We start from the raw sequence: 24572 nt of genomic DNA on the forward strand, positions 1-24572 counted from the left end.
ATTATGCTTAAGCAAGATTGCTTGATTGTTTTTAACATTAAATGCAATTATGATGAGTTGCGAGGGGTAAAATAGTCTAAAACCTTGATATTTCAGGCATTAAAAAAGCCTTTCGAGTGCTTGCGAAAGGCTTAGTTAGGCTAGTTGGTGCTCTGAGCGAGACTTGAACTCGCACGTCCTATGGACACTACCCCCTCAAGATAGCGTGTCTACCAATTCCACCATCAGAGCTAAATTCTGTGAGATGATTTTATTGCGGAATATCCGAATTTTGTTTGCTTTCTACTTTTACAGGTTGCTGTTGTCCAATTTTCTCTGCAACTTGTGAAAGGTTATCAAATTTACTTCCTGTTACATTATTGTGATGGCTATTAATATTTGCAATAGCGAGATTGATGATAAAGAAAATAGCTGCCAAAATTGCGGTTGTTCTTGTTAAGAAATTACCTGCACCGCTTGAACCAAAAACAGTTCCCGATGCACCACCGAAAGAAGCACCTGCATTCGCACCTTTGCCTTGCTGAATTAGCACAAAACCAATAAGAGCAATAGAAACAAGTAAATAAATAACTAACAGTGCTTGATACATTATTTTTCTCTTCGCCAGTGGATACCAAAAATTAACGAGCGAATACTAACGAATATAATTTTATGATGCAAGGGATTTTCTTCCAAAATAAGTTTGATTGCCGCAATTATAATCAAACCGCTGGCGTTGTAGCAACTGTATTCAGCTAAAAAGCAAAAATACAAATTCGTTAATTAAAGTGCGTGAGCGTCCCATTGCGAGTCATCGCGGACAATCGCATTTAAAATGGTGAGAAGCTTACGCATACAGGCGTTAATCGCCACTTTGAACGCCTTACCATTAGCACGTAAGCGTTCGTAAAATTGTTTGAGTTTAGGCTCAAAACGTACACAAACAAATGTTGCCATATACAGTGCATTTCGTACGGCTTTGCGACCACCTGAACAGCGGCTTTTCCATTTGGTGTTGCCACTTTCTTTAGGATGGGGTGCAACACCAACAAGTGAAGCGATTTGTTTATGTGTGTATTGACCTAACTCAGGCAACATTGACATCAAAACGGCTATTGTTTGTGTACCCAACCCTTTGATGTCTTTAAACTTTTTTATTGTATCGTCAAAATGTTTGAGATGCTGTTCGATTTCCCTATCCAGCTCATCAATACGCAGGCTGAGATAGTCGATATGCTGTTCAACACTGAATACTTGTGTGGAATGAACTTGTTCAAGGCGGTTTTTCTCCGCAAAACGCATTTCAACAAGCTGATTACGGCGTGAAACAAGGGCTTCAAGCTGTTCCTGCTCGGGAGTGGGTGGTATGTAAAGCTGCTGTGCTACATTATCACGCATTGCGAGCATTTGGGCGTAAAAAGCCAACATTTTGGCATCTTTATTGTCGGTTTTTGCTAGTGATTGCGACATCGCAAACTGATTGGTTTGTCGCGGGTTAGCAATCACCACACGAAAGCCTGTGCGGTGGAGTGCTTTAGCTAATGGAAGTTCAAGCCCACCGGTGCTTTCAAGGACAATTAAGTCCACACTGAAACGACGTAAATACTCAATGGTATGTGCAATCCCTTTCGGGTTGTTGGTTTCGGTTTTTGTTCGTTTTTGGGTAGAAAGCCCAATGACGAAATGACGTTTAGCAACATCAATACCACAATAAGTTTGTTCATTCATCATTAACCTGCCTTGCATTCGGGTTTAAGTCTGGCAACTGTTCGGTTTTTTGGTGAAATGTTATCTGCTCTCATTGCTACAACTCGGTTTGTTGCCTGGGGCGGACGCGAGATGCAGATAACGGGGTTTTGTTGCTATTTTATATTAATTTTGGGGCTGTCCTAGATAACTAGACTAAACTCCCTTTAACCAATTGTTTTAAAATAGAAATTTGACTTTTTATGTTGCTGTAATTAAAACGCCATTCACATTCCTTTAAATAAAGCTCAAAATGTGCTTTTGGGATACCATTAAATTTGCGTAAATGGCGTTTTGCTTGGCTTCAAAAATTCTCAATTCCGTTAATGTGGTTATGATTTTCAGCAAAATGTGTGCTGTGATTGATACGAAAATGACTAAATTCACTCACATCAAGCACGTCATAACTACGATAATTATCGGTGTAAACAATACTATCAGGCTTTACCTGCTCCCGAATAATGGGTAACAAGGTGGCAGATTGCGTATTTGGAACCGCAACGGTATAAACCTTGCCATTGCACTTGAGAAGCCCGAATACCGCAATTTTCCCTGCCGCACCACGACCACGTTTGCCTTTGCGAGCACCGCCAAAATAACTTTCATCGGCTTCAATTTCACCTTCAAACATCTCTAAGTGAAGGCTGTTTTGATAGATGAGTTGGCGTAAACGATGAAAGTAATATGCGGCAGTCGTTTTGTTTACATTGACTAACTCTGCTGCTGTCCTTGCAGTAACACCTGCAACAAATAGCTCAATGAGTTTATTTTGTTTGTGCTGACTTAGACGACTTTTTCTCATTGGTTCATTCTAACCTAAATAGATTTTTTAGTTGTTATCTAGGACAGCCCCTTAATTTAATATACAAGGTGCATTTTTCACTTTTTTAGCCTGTGTTTTATGTTTAAAGCGGGTTTGTTGTTGCGTGTTAATTTGGCTTAACTGACGCAAAGCTGCGTCATTTTGATAAGCAAGTAAAGGCGATAATGACTGCACAAGATCTTGTATAAATAGTTGATAACTAAGTTTTTTTTGGCTAATTGCGTTAAGCTGAGCCTCCCAATGTGCGGTCATATCTGGCAGCGTGGCAACATCTGGCAAGGCTTGAATTAAAATCCGCCCCGCTTCTGTGCTATGAATATGTCGCCCTTTTTTATGCAAAAAACCACGCTTAAACAATAATTCAATAATCCCTGCCCTTGTGGCTTCTGTGCCTAATCCGTCGGTTTCGCGTAAGATTTTTTTCAAGTTTTTATCCTGAACAAAACGGGCAATACCTGTCATTGCGGAAAGTAATGTCGCATCGCTAAAGGGTTTCGGCGGTTGCGTTTTCTTACTTAAAATTTCCCCTTTTTCACAAAAAAGTTCTTGCCCTTTTTTCACTTCGGGCAGTAATGGCTCGGCGTTATTTTGTTCCTCATTTTCTTTGCCCCATAGCTCTTTCCAGCCCGCAAATTGTAAATTACTGGCTTGAGCGATAAATTTTCCACCTGCAATAATGAGGGTAATTTTGCAGCGGCGAAATTCTGCGTCAGCACAAAATTGAGCCAAATATTGACGAGCAATAAGCTGATAGACATTTCGCTCTGTCGCCGTCAGATTAACGGGCTTATTTTTCGCTGTGGGGATAATAGCGTGGTGAGCTTCCACTTTTTTATCATTCCAACAACGATTCCGCTGTTCTGGATTGACGATGCTAGGCAGTGACTGATAATCGGAGGCGTGAACGGAAATGGCATTCATCACTTTATGGCGATCCGCAAAATGCTCTTCGGGCAAATAACGGCAATCAGAGCGGGGATAGGTAATCAAACGGTGCGTTTCATACAGCCGTTGGCAAGTATCTAACACCTCTTGAGCGGAAAGCCCGTAGCGTTTCGCCGCATCAATTTGCAAGGCAGAAAGGGAATAAGGCAGCGGAGCGGTTTCCTTTTCTCGCTTGTCCTGATAATCCGTGACAGTGGCAGGCTGTCCCGTGATGCGTTTGACTACATTTTCCGCTAATGCACGAGAAAGCACGCGACCGTCGTCATCTTGGTAGTCTTCACAGGCTTTGCTGGGCTGCCAAAGTGCGGTGAATTTTTGCGGCGTTTTTTCCAGCGTTAGCACAAAGGCTTGTACTTCAAAATAGTCTTTCGGTTGGAAGTGTTCAATTTCCAAATCACGACGAACGATTAGCCCTAACACGGGCGTTTGTACTCGCCCAACGGATAACACGCCACGATAGCCCGCTCGTTGCCCGCGAAGGGTGTAGGCTCGCGTCATATTAATGCCGTAAAGCCAATCGGCTCTGGCTCGTGCCAACGCTGAGGTGGCTAGAGGAATAAAATGTTGATTAGATTGTAATTTTTTTACTGCTTTTTGCACCGCACTTGGGTTTAAATCGCTGATTAAACAACGCTGGATTTGTGCTTTCTTTTCAGCGGAAAGGTTGGCATAGCTGAACACTTCATCAACCAATAATTGCCCCTCGCGATCGGGGTCGCCTGCATTGACGAGTTCATCGGCTTGATGAATGAGTTTAACCACTACATCTAATTGTTTTTTCACCGCTTTTCGCGGGATTAATTGCCATTTCATCGGCACAATGGGAAGGTGTTCTAACCGCCATTGTTTAAATCGCGGATCATAAGCGTCAGGCTCGGCTTGCTCCAAAAGATGCCCAACGCACCAAGTTACGCAATCTTGCTCGCCACAACGAATAAACCCATCGCCACGCTGATGAGGTTTGGGCAACACATCAGCAATCGCACGGGCAAGGCTTGGTTTCTCAGCTACAAATAATCGCATAGGGACAACATCAATCGACTTAACAAAGTTCGCCATTCTAGCATAAATTTCATAGTTCCCAATTTATTAATTTTTGGTTAGAATGTAGCGATTTTTAACACTGAGGATAAAATTATGTTTGGAAAAGGTGGCTTAGGCAATTTAATGAAGCAAGCCCAGCAAATGCAAGATCGTATGCAAAAAATGCAAGAAGAAATCGCACAGTTAGAAGTTACGGGCGAATCTGGGGCGGGATTGGTGAAAATCACCATTAATGGGGTGCATAATTGCCGCCGTGTTGAGATTGATCCCTCTCTGATGGAAGACGATAAAGAAATGCTCGAGGATCTTATCGCTGCCGCATTTAATGATGCTGTGCGTCGTGCGGAAGAATTGCAAAAAGAAAAAATGGCGTCCGTTACGGCTGGAATGTCATTACCGCCTGGCTTTAAAATGCCATTCTAAAAAATCATCATTTATTCACACCGCACTTTTATTCACACCATTCAGAAAAAAGTGCGGTGTGTTTTTTCTTCGTTTTTTGGGGATACAATGCAAACCAGTCCATTATTAGAAACGCTGATTGACACATTACGCTGTTTACCTGGTGTGGGGCCGAAATCCGCCCAGCGAATGGCTTATCATTTATTGCAACGCGATCGTAGCGGTGGAATGGATCTCGCCCGTGCCTTAACCGCCGCGATGTCGCAAATTGGACATTGCGAACAATGTCGCACCTTCACCGAAGAAGCGGTCTGCACCATTTGTGAAAATCCACGCCGTCAAAATTCGGGCTTACTCTGTGTGGTGGAACAACCCTCCGATATTCAAGCCATTGAACAAACAGGGCAATTTTCAGGGCGTTATTTTGTGCTGATGGGGCATTTATCCCCATTAGATGGAATTGGACCAAAAGAGATTGGACTGGATTTACTCAATCGCCGCTTAGAAAATGAAGCTTTTACCGAAGTTATTTTAGCCACCAACCCGACCATCGAGGGCGAAGCCACTGCCAATTATATTGCCGAGCTTTGTATGCAACGAGGAATCAAAGTAACGCGTATCGCCCACGGCATTCCCGTCGGCGGCGAACTGGAAATGGTGGATAGCAATACCCTAGGGCATTCTTTTTCGGGACGGAGAGAGATTCAATATTAAAATGACTCAGAAATTAATTTTTTTGGAATCATAATTTTATAAACGCTTATTTTCAACAATCGCTGAAAATAAGCATTAATGAGTTAATTTCTTAAACGTTCAAATCCCTGTTTTAGATCCTGAATAAGTTCTTCAACCTCTTCAAAACCAATATGCACACGAATTAAGGTGCCAGTGAGTTTGCGTGCAATATTCGGGCGAATTTTTGCGATTTCTTCAGGTTGGTTATAGAGAATTAAAGATTCAAATCCCCCCCAAGAATACGCCATTGAGAAGAGTTCAAAATGATCCATAAAACGTTCTAATTGTTCTTGGGTTAATTTTTCGTTTAACTCAAAAGAAAACAGCCCACTTGCCCCCGTGAAATCACGCTTAAAGTTTTCGTGTCCGAGGCAGCTTGGCAGGGCAGGGTGATACACGGCTTTGACTTCAGGTTGTTGAGCCAACCATTGTGCTACTTTTAAGCTATTTTCTTGGTGTTGTTTAAGGCGAACCGCTAAGGTACGAATACCGCGTGCAGTCATATAAGCGGTATCCGCATCCACCATTTGCCCCATTAAATAAGAATGTTCACGCAATTTATCCCAACAACGAGCATTGGAAACCGCCGTACCAATCATTGCATCGGAATGGCCGACTAAATATTTCGTGCCTGCTTGGATCGAAATATCAATACCGTGTTCCAATGCCTTAAACAACACACCAGCTGCCCAAGTATTATCAATCATTATTACTACGTCAGGATTCACCGCGCGCACCGCTTTTACAATGGCTGGAATATCAGGCACTTCCATCGTGAGTGAACTTGGTGATTCTAAAAACACCACTTTGGTATTAGGCTGCATTAAAGTGGCGATTTCCGCCCCTATAAGCGGATCATAATAAGTGGTACTCACACCCATTTTTTGCAAAATCACGTTGCAAAATACTTGAGTTGGCTCATAAGCCGCCCCCGTCATCAAAATATGATCTCCTGTGGCAACAAAAGATAGAATGGCATTGGTTACAGCAGCTGCGCCACAAGGGTAAAGATAACAACCCGCACCACCTTCTAATTCACACATTAAATCTTGCAAAGCAAAATGAGTGAGCGTGCCACGGCGACCATAATATAACGCCCCTTTGGTGAGATTTTTGCCTGCTTCTTTTTTGTCTGCAAGGCAATCAAAAACCAGCGAAGAAGCTCGCTGAATCACAGGATTAACGCTACCTTGCGTCATTCTCTTCTTGCGTCCAGCGTGAACAAAAGTGGTGTTTGATGTAGTATTTGCTTTCATAAATTTTCCTTACTTTTATTAAATTTAGGTAAAAATAATCAATTTAATAGATAAAAACAGCTATTCAAGTGCGGTGCTTTTCTTTAGAATATTTGCCGATTTACGCTTATTGTTATTTAAGCATATCTATCATCAATTTTTTATAGGAGATTTGTACTATGGTATTAGTAACTCGTCAAGCACCAGATTTTACTGCATCAGCAGTATTAGGCAACGGTGAAATCGTTGATAACTTTAACTTAAAAGAACACATCAAAGGTAAACCAGCTGTTATCTTCTTCTGGCCTTTAGATTTTACTTTCGTATGTCCATCTGAAATCATCGCATTCGATCACCGTTATCAAGAATTCAAAAATCGCGGTGTTGAAGTAGTTGGTGTGTCTATCGACTCTCAATTCACTCACAATGCGTGGCGTAAAACTTCTGTTGATGCCGGTGGTATCGGTGAAGTTCAATTCGCAATGGTAGCAGACGTTAAACACGACATCGCACAAGCTTACGGTATCGAACACCCAGAAGCTGGTGTTGCACTTCGTGCTTCGTTCTTAATCGACAAAGATGGCGTGGTTCGTCACCAAGTTGTAAACGATCTTCCACTTGGTCGTAACATTGACGAAATGATCCGTATGGTAGATGCGTTACAATTCCACGAAGAGCACGGTGAAGTTTGCCCAGCTCAATGGGAAAAAGGTAAAGAAGGTATGACTGGCAGCCCAGAAGGCGTTGCGAAATACTTAAAACAAAATGCCGATAAACTATAATAGTTAAATAATTGATAGATTCCTCTACTTAAGCAGGAATCTATCAAACTAGTTTAATTCCCTATTCAATTGCATAATCCTATTTCAGCATAAATTGCAATTTTATTGATCTTTAGCTAGTTATACTAGAAATCTATAATCTTTCCTTTTTGATATGACTAAAAATGTTGTGTGCTATTTATAAAAGTAAGAAAAAAGAAGGAATGTATTTATACATTGCCAAACGCGATGATTTCTCGTCCATACCTGAAACCCTACGCGACAGTTTTGGCACGCCTATTTTTGTGATGTTATTTAATCTTAAAGGCGAAAAATCACTCATCAACGCAGATAATCAAGAAGTGCTAGAAAAAATCCAACAACAAGGCTTTTATCTACAAATGCCTAAACAAGAAGAAAATTTGTTAGCACTCCACAAAAAGCAGCATCAAAAACCGACCGCACTTTGATATTTTCACACTATCCCCCCCCTAAAAAGTTGATTCTTGTCTCCCCTTATTAGTTTTAAGGGTACTATCTTATTCACTCTACTTCATTTTAAAGCTAAACTATATTACCTGTTAAAATACCTTAATAACCGTTACTTTCCCAATAACTCTTTCGACCATAGCAGGCAAATTGCCTAGTGCAAGTTTTGATGTGTATTCATCACGAGCCAGCACATTCGGGTAACGATTATAAAAGTGACATAATTACTCAATCAATATCTGTTTTTCAAGAAATCTTCATACACGCCTCTCCGATAAAGCACACCTGAAATATTCGCACATCGCTCCCTTCTAAAAACAAAGGCCTAGCTTTTTAGCTAGACCTTTGTCAGAACGCCAAAGCGTAATTTTCTACCACGCTTTCGACCTTATAGAATATCTCTCATTATTTCAAAGACTGAATTTTGTTAATCACATTACTACTGGAAAAACCGTCCTCAAAATTTAGCACTTTCACTTCACCGCCGTTAGCGATAACTTCTTTGCCGCCTGCGATATCTTCGGGCTTATAATCACCGCCTTTGACTAGCAAATCAGGCAAAATTTCGCTGATTAAACGTTGTGGTGTATCTTCGGTAAATTCTACCACCCAATCCACCGCAGAAAGCCCCGCTAGCACTGCCATTCGAGCGTCAAGAGAATTTATTGGACGACTCTCGCCTTTCAGACGTTTAACAGAAGCATCACTATTTACTGCCACAATCAAGCGATCACCCAATTTCCGAGCATTATCCAAATAAGAAATATGCCCTGGGTGAATTAGATCAAAAACGCCATTTGTCATCACAATTTTTTCACCGCGTTTCTTCGCTTGCCTTACCACCTCTTTTAGTTGTTGCTCATTCATTACCCCGAAGCCTGTGGTGGTGCGTCCGTGAATGGCATTTTCTAGTTCCACATTAGATACAGTCGATGTGCCTAGTTTGCCGACAACAATTCCCGCCGCCACATTCGCTAAATAGCACGCCTCTTCAAAGCTACGCCCATCAGCCAATGCAGTCGCCAACACGCTGATCACCGTATCCCCAGCCCCTGTTACATCAAACACTTCTTTCGCTTCTGTCGGCAAATGAAATGGCGGTTGCTCTGGGCGGAGCAAGGTCATTCCTTTTTCTGAACGCGTTACCAATAAGGCTTTCAACTCAATCTCGCGGATTAATTTTAAGCCTTTTTCCACAATGTCTTCTTCGTTCTGGCATTTCCCCACCACCGCTTCAAATTCCGACATATTCGGGGTGAGCAACGTTGCCCCGCGATAGCGTTCAAAATCCGTACCTTTTGGATCGATAAGCACAGGTACATTGGCTTGTCGTGCAATTTGGATCATTGATTGCACCGCATTGAGCGTCCCTTTGCCGTAGTCCGATAAAATCAAAGCACCAAAATTTTGCACCGCACTTTGTAATTTCGCTAATAGCTCATCACTTTGTACGTTATGGAAATCTTCTTCAAAATCAAGACGTAATAATTGTTGATGACGAGAAAGTACGCGAAGTTTTGTAATGGTCGGGTGGCTAGCAAGCTGAACAAAATTGCAATCAATGCCTTGCTTTTCAAGCATTGAAGAAAGGGCAATCCCCGCCTCATCTTGCCCCGTTAATCCTAACAACTGCACGGGAACATTAAGCGAAGCAATGTTCATCGCCACATTCGCCGCCCCACCTGCACGCTCCTCATTTTCCTGCACTCGCACCACTGGTACTGGTGCTTCGGGAGAAATCCGATTTGTCGCCCCAAACCAGTAGCGATCTAACATTACATCACCAAGAACAAGCACTTTTGCTTGCTGAAATTGTGTCGAATATTGTGCCATTAACTCTCATTCCTTTCGTTTTACACTGAAAATTTCGCAAATTTTACCATAGGATAAATGCTATTTACTAAAAATTCCGCTAAACTACGAGCTTTTAATAATGAGTTATTGATTTATTATGGCAAATTCATCACTTCCCACATTTCAACGAGCCTTTCTCGCCCCAAAATATTGGGGGTTTTGGCTAGGGTTAGCCATTTGGCGAATCATTCTCTTTTTGCCCTATCCTATTTTACGCCACATCGGTAATGGGCTTGGCTGGATATTTTCTCAATTAAGTGTCGGCAAACGCCGAATGAACATCGCCAAACGTAACCTTAAACTTTGTTTTCCCAATTATAACGAACAGCAAATTGATGACATCGCCAAAGCTAATGTGAAAGCGACAGGAATGGCGATTATCGAAACGGGAATGGCGTGGTTTTGGTCAGATAAACGCCTGAAAAAATGGTCAAACGTGGAGGGATTAGAACACCTTAAAACCCATCAGGCTTCAGGGGTTATCCTTGTTGGCGTACATTTTTTAACTCTTGAGCTTGGAGCGAGGATTTTAGGAATGTACACCCCCGGTATCGGCGTTTACCGCCCAAACGATAACCCACTAATGGACTGGCTACAAACTTGGGGGCGTTTGCGTTCAAACAAAGATATGCTCGATCGTAAAGATTTACGCAGTATGATCAAAGCCTTACGTCGCGGTGAGATCATTTGGTACGCACCCGATCACGATTACGGCAGAAAAAATGCGGTCTTCGTGCCATTCTTCGCTGTGAAAGACGCTGCCACCACCACGGGTAGCTACTATCTTTTGAAATCCTCACCGCAAAGCAAAGTGATCCCCTTCGCCCCGCTACGCAATGCGGACGGTTCAGGCTACACCATCAAGGTTGCCGCCCCTGTGGATTTTTCTGATCTGAATGACGAAGTGGACATTGCAACGCGAATGAATCAAGTGGTTGAAAAAGAAATTTTGCAAGGCGTAGAACAATATATGTGGCTACACCGCCGCTTCAAAACCCGTCCGAAAGAAAGTGATGCTAATTTATATGAAGAATAAGATTCTCTAACTACATTAAAATATTTGACGAACCAAAGAACATTCTTTACGCAAGTCCTTTATTCTAATTTTGGACTATCCTAGATTATTTGTGTACATTTTATTGAATATAATGTCAAATCATTTGATTTAATAACTATAAAAAATCATATCAACAATCTGCGTTCACAGTATAAACGCAGATTACGCTACAATAAAAATGGATTATGTTTCTTTTCTCTACCAATCGTCGTGTAGTTTCCATGACCTGCAATGATAATCATATCATCGGGTAATACGCAGAGTTTATCACGAATAGAACATAACAAAGTAGGTTGATCTCCTCCATAAAGGTCCGTTCTACCAATAGTATTTTGAAATAAAACATCACCTGTAAAAGCAATGCGTTGCTTGTGGTTAATAAAACCAATATGTCCTGGACTATGTCCAGGTAAATTTAAAACTTCGAAAGATAAATCTCCAATATTAATAATTTCCCCTTCATCATTTAGCCAGCGATCGGGTACAAATGCATTACTTTCAAAAAGTACACCGAACCTTTCTGCCTGTTGAGGGAGATGTTCAAATAAGTAGCGATCCGCCTCATTAGAACCCCAAATTTCAATCTTAAAATGATTTCTTAATTGTTCTGCTGCACCAATATGATCTAAATGCCCATGTGTAAGTAAAATTAATTTTAAATTTAAACCTAACTCTTCAATACGTTTAATTAACTTATTTGCCTCACCACCTGGATCTATAATTGCGGCATTTTTATTTTCATCCCAAATTAAGGAACAATTTTGTTTAAATTCAGTCACTGGGATAATTTCAATATTCATTTTCACGTCCTAAATTCGCTATGGGTTTTGCTCCAAATAGCCTAATTATTTTGCCAAACAAAAAATATCAGCTTCCCCGCCAAGTTCTCACTGGTCCTGTATCTATGTGGATAAAATTACTCTTGGGATAATATCCTACTCCCCCATTATTTAAACTTTCAGCTGTTTTTTTCAACTTAGCTAGAGCCACCTCATTAATACGAAAATCAATAGCCTGACCACGGATATGATAACTATTACTCGCTACACCACGGCTTTTTTTACGCATCGCAGCATTACTTTTAGCTGATCGGTATCCGCAAATAATTTGAATCTCTGTATTCTTAAGTCCTAAGCGAGTTTGAATCTGATAAAACTTATTGAATAATTTAGGATCAATCTTATGAACTTGATTATTACGTTTATCACGCAATAGATAATCTAATTTTTTCAAGTTTTCAGCTGAAAAACCTTTTTGTGGATCAAACTCTCCACTAAATTTTTCTCCTGTATTAATATTTCTAAAGCTTAATACTTTCGGTTTAGGTACTCCAATAACTGCCAACAGTGGCTTAGGTAGTAAAGACATACCTAATGTTAGCCCTCCAAGAGAAAGCCATTTTCTACGGTTTTGATTCATATTATTCATTGCCAAATAAATTTAAATATATTGGTAGTTTTTTGATTCGACTACCCTATTTATAATTAGTTCATAAAATAAATATTCTAGCCTACCATTTATTATCTATCGAGTTAAGTATTCTCTCACCATATTCCAATCTATATTATTTAAATCTGTTGGAACAACATCATAATGGTAGATATCGGGGGCTGTATATAATTTGCCATTGTCCATCCACGCTGTAACATAGTAAAGATAAACGGGATTATCAGAAAAAACTCTTGCTGAAACAGTCTTCTTAGTATTCAATACTTCATTCGTTTTATTCGTTGTCCACCCAGCTTCCTTCAATAAAATATTTGCTAATTGAGCAGACTCTTCCACCCTTACACAGCCTGAACTTAATGCTCTATTTTTCTTTTTAAATAAACTATGATTAGGGGTATCATGCAAATAAATTGCATCAGTACTAGGCATATTGAATTTATACTGCCCTAAAGCACTATCGCCTGGAGCCTGCCGGATATGATAAGGAAAATAGCTAGTAATCGATTCCCAATCAATCGAATATGGATCAACTGTTTTTCCATTCTTATCTGAAATAGTATAGCCATTACGTTCCACATAACTAGGATCACGTTTAATTTTAGGAACAAGATCTTCATTAATCAAACGAGAAGTCGGTATCCAAGGTGGATTAACAACAACATTAGCCAATTTACTATACATAACTGGCGTTTTACGTTCGGGTTTGCCAACAATCACCCGAGAATTAATTAGTAAATGCCCATCACGATAATAATGTAATTGATAACTCGGAATATTTACAAAAATACCATTATAAAAATTTGGAAGTATTCGCAAACGTTGGGAATTAATAGCTAATTTATAAATTTGATTTATATCTAATTTTTTAGCCGCAACAATTGCTTCTAATTGATATAAAGTTTGACGATATAAAGTATTTTCACTCCCTAATTTTAAAATAAAATCAAGGGATTGATTATTCCTCACTGCGTTTAGCCAATCTTGAATATCATTTTCATTAGGTAAAAGACTTTCATAAGTATTAGATGAATATAGCCATTTCTGAGCATATTTTAATACATTCTTTGAATAATAAAGATAACCTAAAAAAGCATCAGTTAATAAAATATCGTATGTCAGACGGTCTCTATTAGCCATTTGATAAAGTTCGGATAATTTTATCATTATGTGTTTTGATATACCGCTAATAGCTAATGCCGCATAATCGTGCAAAAATCGTCTTTCCGCTTCATTATTCCATAATAAGATATCATTGTTCTGTGCATAAATTTTTGTAATTGTTGACTTAAATTGTACTGGCAAGGAAGACACTAAATCTATCAAATATTGCTCAGAGTATTGCCCATATTCTCTAGCGAATTTTTCATCACTATGGCTTTCCTTCATATATTCTGAAAGTACCATTTTTTCCAGAAATAATTGCTCATTGGTCAATATTGGTGTTTGTTGTCCTAATATTTCTCCTTCCCTAGCCAAAAGAGTGTTAGGACAAAGCAATATGCCCATACAGTAGAGCATACCTAATAACACTGAAGCATTAGCAAATTTAAATAAACTTTTCCCCATCACGGATTCCTTAATATAAAATAACAGCAAAAAATACCGCACTTATTTAGTGCGGTAAAATAATCATTTATTTTATAAACCTAATTCGGCTTATTTGAAAATGGTTCTTGTGCTTGCAAACGAAGAAAATCAACCGCCATTTTTTCAGCCTCTTTTAAAGAAAAATCAGGATCTTCATAATCTTTTGGAAGATCATCTAATGATTTTAAAGCTTTTTTGCCCTCACGTTTAAAACGTGCATTTAAATCATTTAAACGTTTAGCATCATCTATATCATGTTCTGCTTTACGTTTATCAAAATTCAATGATAAATATTTCCGTGCTCTTCTCTCATTCAATATCTTTAAATCCTGATTTAACGCTATAAACTCTGGATCTTTTTCCATTCGATTTTGATGTGCTTGGTCAAGTTCACTAATAAGCTTATCTTTTTTTCCTTCTATCTCAGAATAATTAGCCGGAGGGATTTTATCCCAAGGTAATGCATTATCTTCCGTTTCTTCACCGTACTCTTTCATATCAATAATGGATGGGAAAGAAATATCTGGTTTAACACCTTTCAGCTGCGTACTTCCACCATTTATACGATAAAATTTTTGAATTGTGTACTGGATAAGCCCCATCGGAGTTTCTTCTGCATCAAATGAAAAATTTAATGGTCGGCTTTGTTGAACTGTGCCTTTTCCAAACGTATTTTGTCCAATAATAATTGCACGGTTATAATCTTGCATCGCAGCAGCAAAAATCTCCGAAGCGGATGCACTAAAACGGTTTATCATCACAAACAAAGGACCGGAATATATTTGACCACTATCTGGATCTTCGTGAACTTTAATACGTTGATAAGCATCCCGTACTTGAACAACAGGCCCATCTGTAATAAATAGTCCTGTTAATTCAACAACCTCTTTCAATGAACCACCGCCATTTTCTCGTAAATCAATAATAAGAGAATCAGCCTTTTTTTGCTTCATTTCAATAAGTAATTTTTTTACATCTTCAGATAAACCAATGTAAAAACTTGGAATTTTTATAACCGCAATTTTTTTACCATCTATAGTATCGATAGTCAGCTTCGCAGCCTGATCTTCTAAACGTATTTTATCACGAATTAACGTTACAATATGGGATTTCCCACCTTTCTCTGGCTCAATTTCTAAACGGACTTTAGTTCCTTTTTTACCTTTAATTTTGTCAATAACATCATCTAAACGCCAGCCTATAACGTCTTCAATTTCCCCTGTAGCCTGTCCAACCCCTATAATCTTATCTCCAGGCTTAATTTTTTTACTTCTTTCCGCAGGAGCTCCAGCTACCAGAGATTTAATAATAGTTTCGCCATCTTCAGATTGTAAAGTCGCTCCAATTCCCTCTAAAGAAAGGTTCATACTTTCATTAAAACTTTTTGCAGTTCTTGGTGCTAAATAACTTGTATGAGGATCGATCTCTCGCGCAAACGCATTTAAATACACTTGAACAATATCATCCGATTTAGTTTGAGTTAAGCGGCGAATTGCCAAATCATATCGCTTAATTAACTTCTTCTTAATTTCTTTCCAGCTTTTTCCTTTCAATTTCAAGCTAATTACATCATTTTTAACTCTTTGTAACCAAAGCTCATTTGCCTCTTGCTCTGTTTTAGGCCACTCAGCATCTTTCCGATCAATTTCAATTTGATCATCCTTTTTTAAATTAGGTTCTTTATCTAACAAAGATAAGGTATACTGGTAACGCTGGTAACGACGCTTCATCATTAAATTATACATTGCAAATGCAATATCTAATTTCCCCTCATTAAGTTGATCATCCAATTTATCAGCATATGCTTCTCGCATTTGTTCGATGTCAGAGGCCAAAAAAGTATTATGATTAAAATCTAAACTTCTTAAATAACGATCAAAGATTTTTTGTGAAAAAGCATCATCTAATTGAAATTTACGATAATGCGATTGTGTTAAGCGAGCGGTAACGCGTTTTGTGACGAGCTGTTGGCTGTCATTAAATTGCGGGATAGTAATATCGCTTGATTTTAATTTGGGTGCAACCGCAAATGCAACATTAGAATTAACTTGCGAGAAGCCAAATAATAACGTTGCTACAGTTAAAATATAAGCTTTATTCTTATTAAATTTCATTACAATGTTCCTAATTTAAAGCCAACGCAAACAACCTCGGCACTTTTGCCACTAAAAAACTTAAATCACCTACACCCTACACAAATAGGCGATCTGCTGTCACTGAAATGGTTAAACCATTATCTAACTCAATGCGAACACTGTCTTTCACAATTTCTAATACAACCGCATTTTTTACCGCATTTCCTGCTTTTACTTTTACCTTCGCTCCTTTCTCTAACTGAGATAAAACCACGGACGTCAACGCGGGTTTCTGTGCACCCTTTTTATCAAATATTTTATCAAATACTTTCTTATATGGCTTTTTATGTTGTTTTTTCTTAGCGTCATTATTTTGCTTGACTCGCTCCGCCGCACGTTTGTGTGCAAGTTGAGCTTTTGCTTCAGCCAATTGTTTTGCTGCATAATCTGCGTGTTCTTTTTCTACCACTGCAACAGCTACGCCATCAAGTCCTACGCGCTCAGCCCCCTCTTTGAAACTACTTAAATAACTCCAATTTAATGTGTATTGGCGTAATGCTTGACGCAAACGTGTTTTACTCACACTTTCATCATCCGCTAAGGCTTCCGATAAATCTTGAAAAATTCCAATCTTTAAAGGCTTAAACGTCCCTTCAACAGTAAAACAAAGGGGAAATTTTTCCGCTAAGTAAGCAATAATTTCTTTGCTATTTGCCAATTTTTTTACTTCTGTCATTGTTTAAATCTCGTATAACACTTATTTTAAATAGAAAAACGCCGGCCATTTTAGCGTAAATTACACAGAAATGACAATTTTTTAATCTTTTAGAGAAAACTTTCTTTATTTTACTTCAAGCTAAGCACAATCAAAGAGAATAGCTTGCCTTATCCCCTCTATTATCTAGCCTCATCAAGCCTAAAAGCACGGTTTCTTTTTAACCAATTTTTTAATAGAAATACAAAGTTAAACCCAGTACACTTTTTTCTCTTCCTCTCTCACTATTTTAAAATTGGATAAATACCGCTAAAATAGCCCTCTTTTAATCACATCGCTAGCCCAATGAGAAAACAATCACAAGTATATCACTACACAACACAACACATTTCTCGCTGTACGCATTGCGATGAAACACTCGTGATTCCAACTCTAGCACCCAACCAATACGCAGAATGTCCTCGTTGTGATGAAGTGTTAAGTTCGGGAAGTCGTTGGAGTTTGCACCGCTGTTCGATGATTGCTTTATCTATTTTGATTTTAATGCCTTTTGCCTTGAATTATCCCCTATTGAGCATTGATTTGCTTGGAACACGAGTGGATGCATCCGTGTGGCAAGGGGTGTAGAAAATGGCGACGGAGGGCTATCCTTACACGGCGTTTTTAATCTTTTTATGTGCGGTGTTTATGCCCATTGCCTTTGCGATTTTGGTGATTTTGCTTCGCCTTTCCCAGCTTTTCGGCATTAAACCGCGTAATCTTTTGCTCGCGTTGGGCTATATCAAGCCTTGGGTAATGTTTGATGTGTATTTAGTGGCATTAGGAGTAACAATGTTTAAAGTGCGGGAATATGCCACCTTAAGCCTCGATGCGTATTTAATTGCCTTTATTTTTACCGCACTTTTAACCACATTGCTGTTCATTAAATTGAATTTGAATGCACTGTGGAACGATTTTTATCCGCAAGATCGGCTACTCACTGAGCTACCCACCAGCCCGCCGAATGTTTGCACAGAATGCCATTATACCTTTATTGAGCCTTATCAAGATGAGAAACAGCATAACCGTTGTCCCCGTTGTTTAACCCTGCTTGATGTGCCGATCGCGATAAAATTGCAACGCACTTGGGCAACCTTGATTGCGGGCATTATTATGCTGATTCCTGCTAATTTATTGCCGATGTCGGTGGTGTATGTGAATGGCACGCCCAGTGCGGATACCCTAATGTCTGGCGTAATCACCTTTATTGAAATGGGCAGTTATTTCGTGGCATTTGTGGTATTTGCTGCCAGTATTTTTATTCCGATTAGCAAAATTTTTATTTTGCTTTATTTGCTAATTTGTGTACATTTCAAGCTTCGCCAGTCGATAAAATGGCAAATGCGGCTCTTTCATATCGTACATTTTGTCGGACGTTGGTCAATGCTTGATTTGTTCGTGTTAGCCTTGATGATGTCCTTAGTTGCACGAGGGCAAATTATCAATTTTTCCGTCGGTCCAGCGGCATTTTATTTTGGTGCTGCCGTGTTTTTAACTATGATTTCCGCTTCACAATTCGACAGTCGTTTACTTTGGAAGATTTATGACAGACAACAAAAAAACGCCGTCCATTAAGGACAGTTATAACGAAATACAAGCCGCCATTCGCAAAAATAAACGCATTTCGCCTTTTTGGTTGTTACCATTTATCGCGTTGTGTATTGGGGCGATTTTGTTCTTTCAAATTGTGCAAGAACAAGGCACGAATATCAAAATCACCTTTGACAATGGTGATGGCTTAGTGGCGGGGAAAACCCAAATTCGCTATCAAGGGTTGCAGATCGGCGTGGTGAAAAAAGTGAATTTCACCGATGATCTGAAAAAGGTGGAAGTGCAAGCCAATATTTACCCTGAAGCCAAAACCGTGTTGCGTGAAAACACCAAATTTTGGCTGGTTCGTCCAAGTGCCTCCCTCGCAGGAATTTCAGGCATTGACGCTCTCGTTTCGGGGAACTATATCACCTTACAACCCGGTGATGGCGACAGCGAAGATGAATTTGTCGCGGAAAACGAAGGCCCTATCGCCCAAGTGAATGAGGGGGATTTGCTCATCCATTTGCTCGCCGATGATTTAGGTTCAATTTCCATTGGGGCTTCGGTGTATTTCAAAAAAATGCCCGTGGGGAAAATTTATGATTATCGCTTCACGAAAGATCAAAAGAAAATTGAAATTGATGTGGTGATTGATAAGCCTTACGCCCAGTTTGTGAAAAAAAGCAGCCATTTCTGGAATATCAGTGGAATTAACGCCAACATTGGTCTATCAGGCATTAGTGTCAAGATGGATAGCCTAAATGCCATCGTGCAAGGGGCGGTGGCATTTGACTCACCAAACGACAGTCCGCAAGCCAAAAAAGATCAACAATATCGCCTTTATCCCAACTTGCAAGCGGCGAAACGCGGGGTTGAAGTGGCGATTACCGTTCCCAATAGTTCGGGTTTGAAAGCGGGGAAAACTGCCGTGTATTCTCAGGATAGCCAAATCGGTTTGCTTTCAGAATTAAGTGCGGTGGAAAATAACGATGATTTTTTGCAAGGCAAGCTACTGATTGACCCAAGTGCGATCAATCTGTTTACGAAAAATAGTGAAATCGTACTCCGCAATACCAAATTCAATCTGGGCGAGTTAAGTGGTACGCAAAAATTGTTACGCGGTGAATATTTTGACGTAATCACCGCAGTGGGTGAGCCACAAACCGAGTTCACAGTAATTAAAGAAAACGAATTGTTACTCAAACAACCTGATACGCTGGTTTTAACTCTTACCTCGCCTGAAACCTATAATATCAGCGAAGGGCAACAAATTTACTACAACAATTTTGCCATTGGTGAAATCGTAAGCCAACGCATTGAGCAAGATAACGTGCATTTTAAAATAGCTATTGCGGGCAAATATCGCCATTTAATTCACCCCGATACGCTGTTTATCGCGGCTTCCAATTTTGAAGTGAGTGTGGGCGTTGATGGCATCAAAATGCAAGCGGTCACGCCTGAAAAATGGTTGCAAGGCGGCATTCGCATTGTGGCAGGGCATCAAGCGGGCAAACTCCCCGCAACGTTCCCGCTGTATAGCGATTTAAGCAATGCTGAAGCGGGTATTGTGAGCAACAATCTCAGCCCAACGCTCACTCTCACCACCTCGCAATTACCCAGCATTGATAAAGGTTCATTAGTGCTTTATCGCCAATATGAAGTGGGCAAAATTCTGGCTATCCGCCCGAAAAAAGATCATTTTGATGTGGATATATTTATCTACCCGAAATATCGCGATTTGCTCACCAGCAAAAGCCTATTCTGGGTGGAAAGTGCCGCACAGGTGGACATCACACCAAAAGGAATTAGCATTCAAGCCAGCCCAATCACCCGCACGCTAAAAGGTGCGATTAGTTTTGATAACAGTGGCTCTGGTAACAAAATTCTTTACCCAAATGAAATGCGTGCCAAATCCGCAGGGCAAGTGATTAAACTCAGTACCGAAGATGCCACCAATCTAAGCAAGGGAATGCCATTACGCTATATGGGCTTGAGCATCGGAGAGATCGACAGCGTTGAGCTTTCTGCCGATCGCAAAATTCTTGCCACCGCATTGATTAACCCGAAATATATGGCAATTATCGCGAAAGAAAATAGCAAGTTCCGCCTTATTTCCCCGCAAATCTCCGCAGGGGGGATTGAGAATTTAGACAGCCTGTTGCAACCTTATATTGATGTGGAAGCGGGCAACGGCAAAGAACGAACGCACTTCCGTTTGGCTCAATCCGTGCCAACAACCAATAAATATGGCGATGGTTTCCCGCTCATTTTAGAAACCAAAGACGCAATGAATATCACCACAGGATCGCCCGTAATGTATCGTGGCGTGGAAGTGGGAACGATTCGTAGCCTTGAGCTTAACCCAATCGGCGATCGCGTTTTAGTGCATATTTTAATCGCGAATAAACATAAAGCCTTAGTGCGACAAAATTCCGAATTTTGGATTGCTTCAGGCTATGGAATGGAGCTGGGCTTCACAGGCTTATCCATTAACACGGGATCAATGCAACAGTTGCTCAAAGGCGGTATCGCCTTTTCAACGCCTTCTGGCTCCGTAGTGCAACCGCAAGCAAAAGCCAACCAGCGTTTCTTGTTGCAAGACAAGCGTCCTAAAGAAGCTATAAACTGGAATTTAGGCATTTTAGATAACGAATAAAAATTAACAAAAAAGCGACCGCACTTTAATTTTACCTTACTGGTATTTTATACAGGTCATTTTTTTGCTACACTTTCACTAATTTTTTGATTTGAAATTACGGAAAAAACCAATGACAACAAATTATTCCGCCAATGAAATTACCGTTTTAAAAGATCTTGAACCCGTTCAACTTCGCCCCGGAATGTACACCGACACCACTCGCCCCAATCATCTCGGGCAGGAAGTGATCGATAACAGTGTGGACGAAGCCTTGGCAGGACACGCCACAAAAATCGAAGTGATTTTACATAAAGATCAATCCCTTGAAGTGATCGATAACGGGCGAGGAATGCCCGTTGATATTCACCCTACTGAGGGCGTTTCAGGGGTGGAAGTGATCCTCACCAAACTGCACGCGGGGGGCAAATTCTCCAATAAAAATTATACCTTTTCAGGGGGCTTGCACGGCGTGGGGATTTCCGTCGTGAACGCCCTTTCCGAACGGGTGGATATTCAAATTAAACGCAACGGTCAAGTGTATAAAATCGCCTTTGAAAATGGCGTTAAAGTGGAAGAATTGGAAGTCATCGGCACTTGCGGTCGTCGCACCACAGGCACAACCGTGCATTTCAAACCCAACCCGAAATATTTCGACAGCCCTAATTTTTCCGTCAGCCGTTTACGCCATTTGTTACGCGCCAAAGCGGTGCTATGTTCAGGCTTAGAAATTCGTTTTATTGATAAAATCAACGGCACAGAAGATGTTTGGCTCTATCAAGACGGTTTATCTGATTATTTAACAGAAAGCGTGGAGGGCTACACCACATTGCCAGCCTCCCCTTTTGTGGGCAATTTTGAAACCGAAAAAGAAACCGCTAGCTGGGCGTTAATTTGGTTGCCTGAAGGGGGCGATTTGCTCGGCGAAAGCTATGTCAATTTGATCCCAACCATTCAAGGCGGCACACACGTTAATGGGCTGCGTCAAGGCTTGCTTGATGCAATGCGGGAATTTTGCGAATTCCGCAATTTGTTGCCACGCGGGGTTAAGCTCACCGCTGATGACATTTGGGATCGCTGTGCCTATGTGCTTTCGATCAAAATGCAAGATCCACAATTTGCGGGGCAAACCAAAGAACGGTTATCTTCCCGTCAAAGTGCGGTGTTTGTCAGCGGTGTGGTGAAAGATGCCTTTAGTTTATGGCTTAATCAAAACGTACAAGAGGCGGAAGAACTCGCCAAAATGGCGATTAGCTCAGCGGAACGCCGTTTGCGTGCGGCCAAAAAAGTGGTACGAAAAAAACAAGTGAGTGGCCCCGCCCTGCCAGGGAAATTGGCAGATTGTAGCTCGCAAGACCTCGCTTGCACCGAACTTTTCCTTGTGGAAGGGGATTCTGCGGGCGGCTCAGCCAAACAAGCCCGCGATCGCGAATATCAAGCCATTTTGCCTTTACGCGGAAAAATTCTGAACACTTGGGAGGTGTCTGCAGATCAAGTGCTAGGCTCGCAAGAAGTGCACGATATTGCCGTGGCATTGGGGATCGATCCAGACAATAACGATCTTTCCCAGTTGCGTTACGGCAAGGTTTGTATTTTAGCTGATGCGGACTCAGATGGCTTACACATCGCCACCCTACTTTGTGCCTTATTTTTACGCCACTTCCCGCAATTAGTGTCGAACGGCCACGTTTATGTGGCAATGCCGCCACTGTATCGTATTGATCTTGGCAATGAAGTTTTTTATGCCCTTGACGAGGGGGAAAAGGACGGAATTTTAGATCGCCTGAAGAAGAAAAAAGGCAAAATCAATGTACAACGCTTCAAAGGGTTGGGGGAAATGAACCCAAGCCAGTTGCGAGAAACCACGATGGATCCTAACACTCGCCGCTTAGTGCAACTCACCTTTGATCAAAATAATGAAGAAAATCAAAGTGAAACCTTTGAATTAATGGATATGCTGTTGGCGAAGAAACGTTCTGAAGATCGCAAAACTTGGCTACAGGCGAAGGGCGATCAGGTTGATCTCACGGTGTAAGGAAAGCCAATGAAGAAATCTATTTTAGCCTTAATGATCACCGCACTTTTTGCCACTTTCCCGCTCAACGTCGTGCTTGCACAAGACAACGCCACGCCCAATACGGCGGTGAACAACGGCGATACCGCAAGCAAAACGGAAAAGCAAAGTGATGAAAAGCTCGCTCAGTCTTTCGCGAATTTACAATCCTCAATGGAAAAATTAGCGGAGAGCGTACAAAGTGCGGTAGCAAATTCCAGTGAAAATTTAGCGACCGCCGTGCAAAATGTGGTGCAAGGTTCGGTGGAAAATTTTGCCGAACGCTTGAAAGACAGCGTGAAGAAACCACAACAAAATGCCGAGCCAAACGCGACTACCACGCCCGCAACCAATGAAAGTGCGGTGCAAAATTCTGCTGTTTTACCCGTCATTGAGGCGGAGCTTACCACTGCCCCCAATGTTCCAGCTCCCATTAAACGAGATTATCCTGCTCGTGTCGTGGTAAAACTGGAAGCGTTGGAAAAAATAATGGAAATTATGCCTAAGGTGCAATTCAAATATTGGACGTACAACGGCTCAACGCCTGCCCCTTTTATCCGCGTGCGTGAGGGCGATACGGTGGAAGTGCATTTTTCCAACCCGATTAATTCCAAACTCCCTCATAGCATTGACTTTCATTCCGCAGCCGCTCCCGAAGGCACGGCACTCGCTAGCAATACCGCCGCGGGGCATACCAGCATTTATCAATTCAAAGTGTTAAACCCCGGGCTGTATCTTTATCATTGTGCTGCAATGCCTGGTGCGCCAACTCACATCGGCAAGGGAATGTTCGGTTTAATGTTAGTCGAGCCAAAAGAGGGCTTACCCCCAGTGGATAAAGAATTTTATATTGTACAGAACGAATTTTATACCCAAGGGGAATTTGGTGAAGCAGGCTTGCAAGTTTTTAGTATGCAAAAAGCGAGCTATGAACTGCCTGACTATGTGGTCTTTAACGGCCATTATGGCTCAATGCTCGGTGATAATGCGTTAAAAGCCAAAGTGGGCGAAAAATTACGTTTTTATGTCGGCAACGCTGGGCCAAATAAGGTGTCCTCTTTCCATTTGATCGGCAAGCCTTTTGATACAGTGTATGTGGAAGGTGGTTCATTGCAAAATCACAATGTACAAACCACTTTAATTCCTGCTGGCGGCGCGATGATGGCTGAAACCACCATTCCTGTACCCGGCCCTTATCCTTTCGTGGATCACTCTATTTTCCGTACCGAAAAAGGTGCAAAAGGCGTGTTAATGGTAAGTGGGGAAGAAAATCCACAGATTTTCAGTGGAAAATTAAAAGATAAGCCTTACACCAAGCGCAACCCTGATGCTGACGTATCCACAGGGTTTCAACATTAAAAATCGCGCAAAAAACCACTGCACTTTAATTTTAACGAATATAAGAGAAAAATAAAT

18 protein-coding genes, 1 tRNA gene and 2 pseudogenes are annotated in these 24572 nt (G+C 40.9%); 9 read left to right on the forward strand and 12 right to left on the reverse strand.

Translation table 11 applies throughout. The features are described from left to right. Window positions 1–145: 145 nt before the first annotated feature. From DXZ23_RS06545 to DXZ23_RS06565, 5 genes and pseudogenes are all read right to left on the reverse strand, one after another. Window positions 146–231, reverse strand: a tRNA-Leu gene (locus tag DXZ23_RS06545). Between the two features lie 19 nt (window positions 232–250). After that, window positions 251–589 (reverse strand): preprotein translocase subunit SecG, encoded by a 339-nt coding sequence (gene secG, locus DXZ23_RS06550; protein ID WP_017806236.1) that lies wholly within the window; start codon window positions 587–589, stop codon window positions 251–253. Between the two features lie 173 nt (window positions 590–762). Next, window positions 763–1710, reverse strand: a complete 948-nt coding sequence (locus tag DXZ23_RS06555; RefSeq protein WP_017805811.1) for an IS110 family transposase — start codon at window positions 1708–1710, stop codon at window positions 763–765. A 166-nt stretch (window positions 1711–1876) separates the two neighbouring features. Continuing rightward, window positions 1877–2527 (reverse strand): annotated as a pseudogene (locus tag DXZ23_RS06560) (IS1595-like element ISHpa1 family transposase). Window positions 2528–2578: 51 nt separating this feature from the next. Next, window positions 2579–4516 carry a DNA topoisomerase III gene (locus tag DXZ23_RS06565; RefSeq protein WP_021724503.1) on the reverse strand — a complete coding sequence of 646 codons (1938 nt, stop codon included), beginning with the start codon at window positions 4514–4516 and terminating at the stop codon, window positions 2579–2581. 114 nt (window positions 4517–4630) lie between these two features. On the opposite strand from DXZ23_RS06565, the gene DXZ23_RS06570 reads away from it, so the two are divergent. Then, window positions 4631–4960 (forward strand): YbaB/EbfC family nucleoid-associated protein, encoded by a 330-nt coding sequence (locus DXZ23_RS06570; RefSeq protein ID WP_017806232.1) that lies wholly within the window; start codon window positions 4631–4633, stop codon window positions 4958–4960. 87 nt (window positions 4961–5047) lie between these two features. Next, entirely contained in the window at window positions 5048–5653 is a 606-nt protein-coding gene (gene recR, locus DXZ23_RS06575; RefSeq protein WP_017806231.1) for a recombination mediator RecR, read from the forward strand. Window positions 5654–5736: 83 nt separating this feature from the next. On the opposite strand, the gene metC is transcribed toward recR, so the two are convergent. Further along, window positions 5737–6930, reverse strand: a complete 1194-nt coding sequence (gene metC, locus DXZ23_RS06580) for a cystathionine beta-lyase (RefSeq protein ID WP_017806230.1) — start codon at window positions 6928–6930, stop codon at window positions 5737–5739. A 158-nt stretch (window positions 6931–7088) separates the two neighbouring features. Here metC and DXZ23_RS06585 point away from each other — a divergent pair, with 158 nt between their 5' ends. Next, entirely contained in the window at window positions 7089–7691 is a 603-nt protein-coding gene (locus DXZ23_RS06585; protein ID WP_017806229.1) for a peroxiredoxin C, read from the forward strand. Between the two features lie 164 nt (window positions 7692–7855). Continuing rightward, a complete protein-coding gene (locus DXZ23_RS06590) occupies window positions 7856–8140 on the forward strand; it encodes a YcgL domain-containing protein (RefSeq protein ID WP_017806228.1) in 285 nt (94 codons plus the stop codon). A gap of 424 nt (window positions 8141–8564) precedes the next feature. Here DXZ23_RS06590 and hldE read toward each other — a convergent pair whose 3' ends face one another. Next, window positions 8565–9992 carry a bifunctional D-glycero-beta-D-manno-heptose-7-phosphate kinase/D-glycero-beta-D-manno-heptose 1-phosphate adenylyltransferase HldE gene (hldE, locus tag DXZ23_RS06595; RefSeq protein ID WP_017806227.1) on the reverse strand — a complete coding sequence of 476 codons (1428 nt, stop codon included), beginning with the start codon at window positions 9990–9992 and terminating at the stop codon, window positions 8565–8567. Between the two features lie 118 nt (window positions 9993–10110). Here hldE and DXZ23_RS06600 point away from each other — a divergent pair, with 118 nt between their 5' ends. Then, window positions 10111–11049: a Kdo(2)-lipid IV(A) acyltransferase gene (locus tag DXZ23_RS06600; protein ID WP_017806226.1), complete on the forward strand. Its 939-nt coding sequence runs from the start codon at window positions 10111–10113 to the stop codon at window positions 11047–11049. 188 nt (window positions 11050–11237) lie between these two features. Here the strand turns inward: DXZ23_RS06600 and DXZ23_RS06605 are convergent, their stop codons facing one another. From DXZ23_RS06605 to proQ, 5 genes are all read right to left on the reverse strand, one after another. Next, window positions 11238–11870: an MBL fold metallo-hydrolase gene (locus DXZ23_RS06605; protein ID WP_017806225.1), complete on the reverse strand. Its 633-nt coding sequence runs from the start codon at window positions 11868–11870 to the stop codon at window positions 11238–11240. 67 nt (window positions 11871–11937) lie between these two features. Continuing rightward, entirely contained in the window at window positions 11938–12498 is a 561-nt protein-coding gene (gene mepK, locus DXZ23_RS06610) for a peptidoglycan L,D-endopeptidase MepK (protein WP_021724507.1), read from the reverse strand. A 96-nt stretch (window positions 12499–12594) separates the two neighbouring features. Further along, window positions 12595–14085, reverse strand: coding sequence for a L,D-transpeptidase family protein (locus tag DXZ23_RS06615; RefSeq protein ID WP_017806223.1), 1491 nt, complete (start codon window positions 14083–14085; stop codon window positions 12595–12597). Window positions 14086–14165: 80 nt separating this feature from the next. Then, complete coding sequence (gene prc / locus DXZ23_RS06620; protein ID WP_017806222.1) at window positions 14166–16220, reverse strand: carboxy terminal-processing peptidase; 2055 nt, start codon at window positions 16218–16220, stop codon at window positions 14166–14168. A 76-nt stretch (window positions 16221–16296) separates the two neighbouring features. Beyond that, complete coding sequence (gene proQ, locus DXZ23_RS06625) at window positions 16297–16917, reverse strand: RNA chaperone ProQ (protein WP_017806221.1); 621 nt, start codon at window positions 16915–16917, stop codon at window positions 16297–16299. A gap of 324 nt (window positions 16918–17241) precedes the next feature. Between proQ and DXZ23_RS06630 the strand changes: the two are divergent. From DXZ23_RS06630 to nirK, 4 genes and pseudogenes are all read left to right on the forward strand, one after another. Then, window positions 17242–18510, forward strand: a pseudogene (locus tag DXZ23_RS06630) (PqiA/YebS family transporter subunit). Then, complete coding sequence (locus DXZ23_RS06635; RefSeq protein ID WP_017806218.1) at window positions 18479–21124, forward strand: PqiB family protein; 2646 nt, start codon at window positions 18479–18481, stop codon at window positions 21122–21124. Before DXZ23_RS06630 ends, DXZ23_RS06635 begins: the two are co-directional and overlap by 32 nt. A 112-nt stretch (window positions 21125–21236) precedes the next feature. Beyond that, the gene (gene parE, locus DXZ23_RS06640; protein ID WP_017806217.1) at window positions 21237–23138 is read left to right on the forward strand and encodes a DNA topoisomerase IV subunit B; all 1902 of its coding nucleotides are present in this window, start codon (window positions 21237–21239) and stop codon (window positions 23136–23138) included. Between the two features lie 381 nt (window positions 23139–23519). Beyond that, window positions 23520–24515 carry a copper-containing nitrite reductase gene (nirK, locus tag DXZ23_RS06645; protein WP_026138532.1) on the forward strand — a complete coding sequence of 332 codons (996 nt, stop codon included), beginning with the start codon at window positions 23520–23522 and terminating at the stop codon, window positions 24513–24515. Window positions 24516–24572 lie beyond the last annotated feature (57 nt).

The sequence above is a fragment of the Avibacterium paragallinarum genome, from assembly GCF_900450705.1.
Lineage (GTDB): Bacteria > Pseudomonadota > Gammaproteobacteria > Enterobacterales > Pasteurellaceae > Avibacterium > Avibacterium paragallinarum.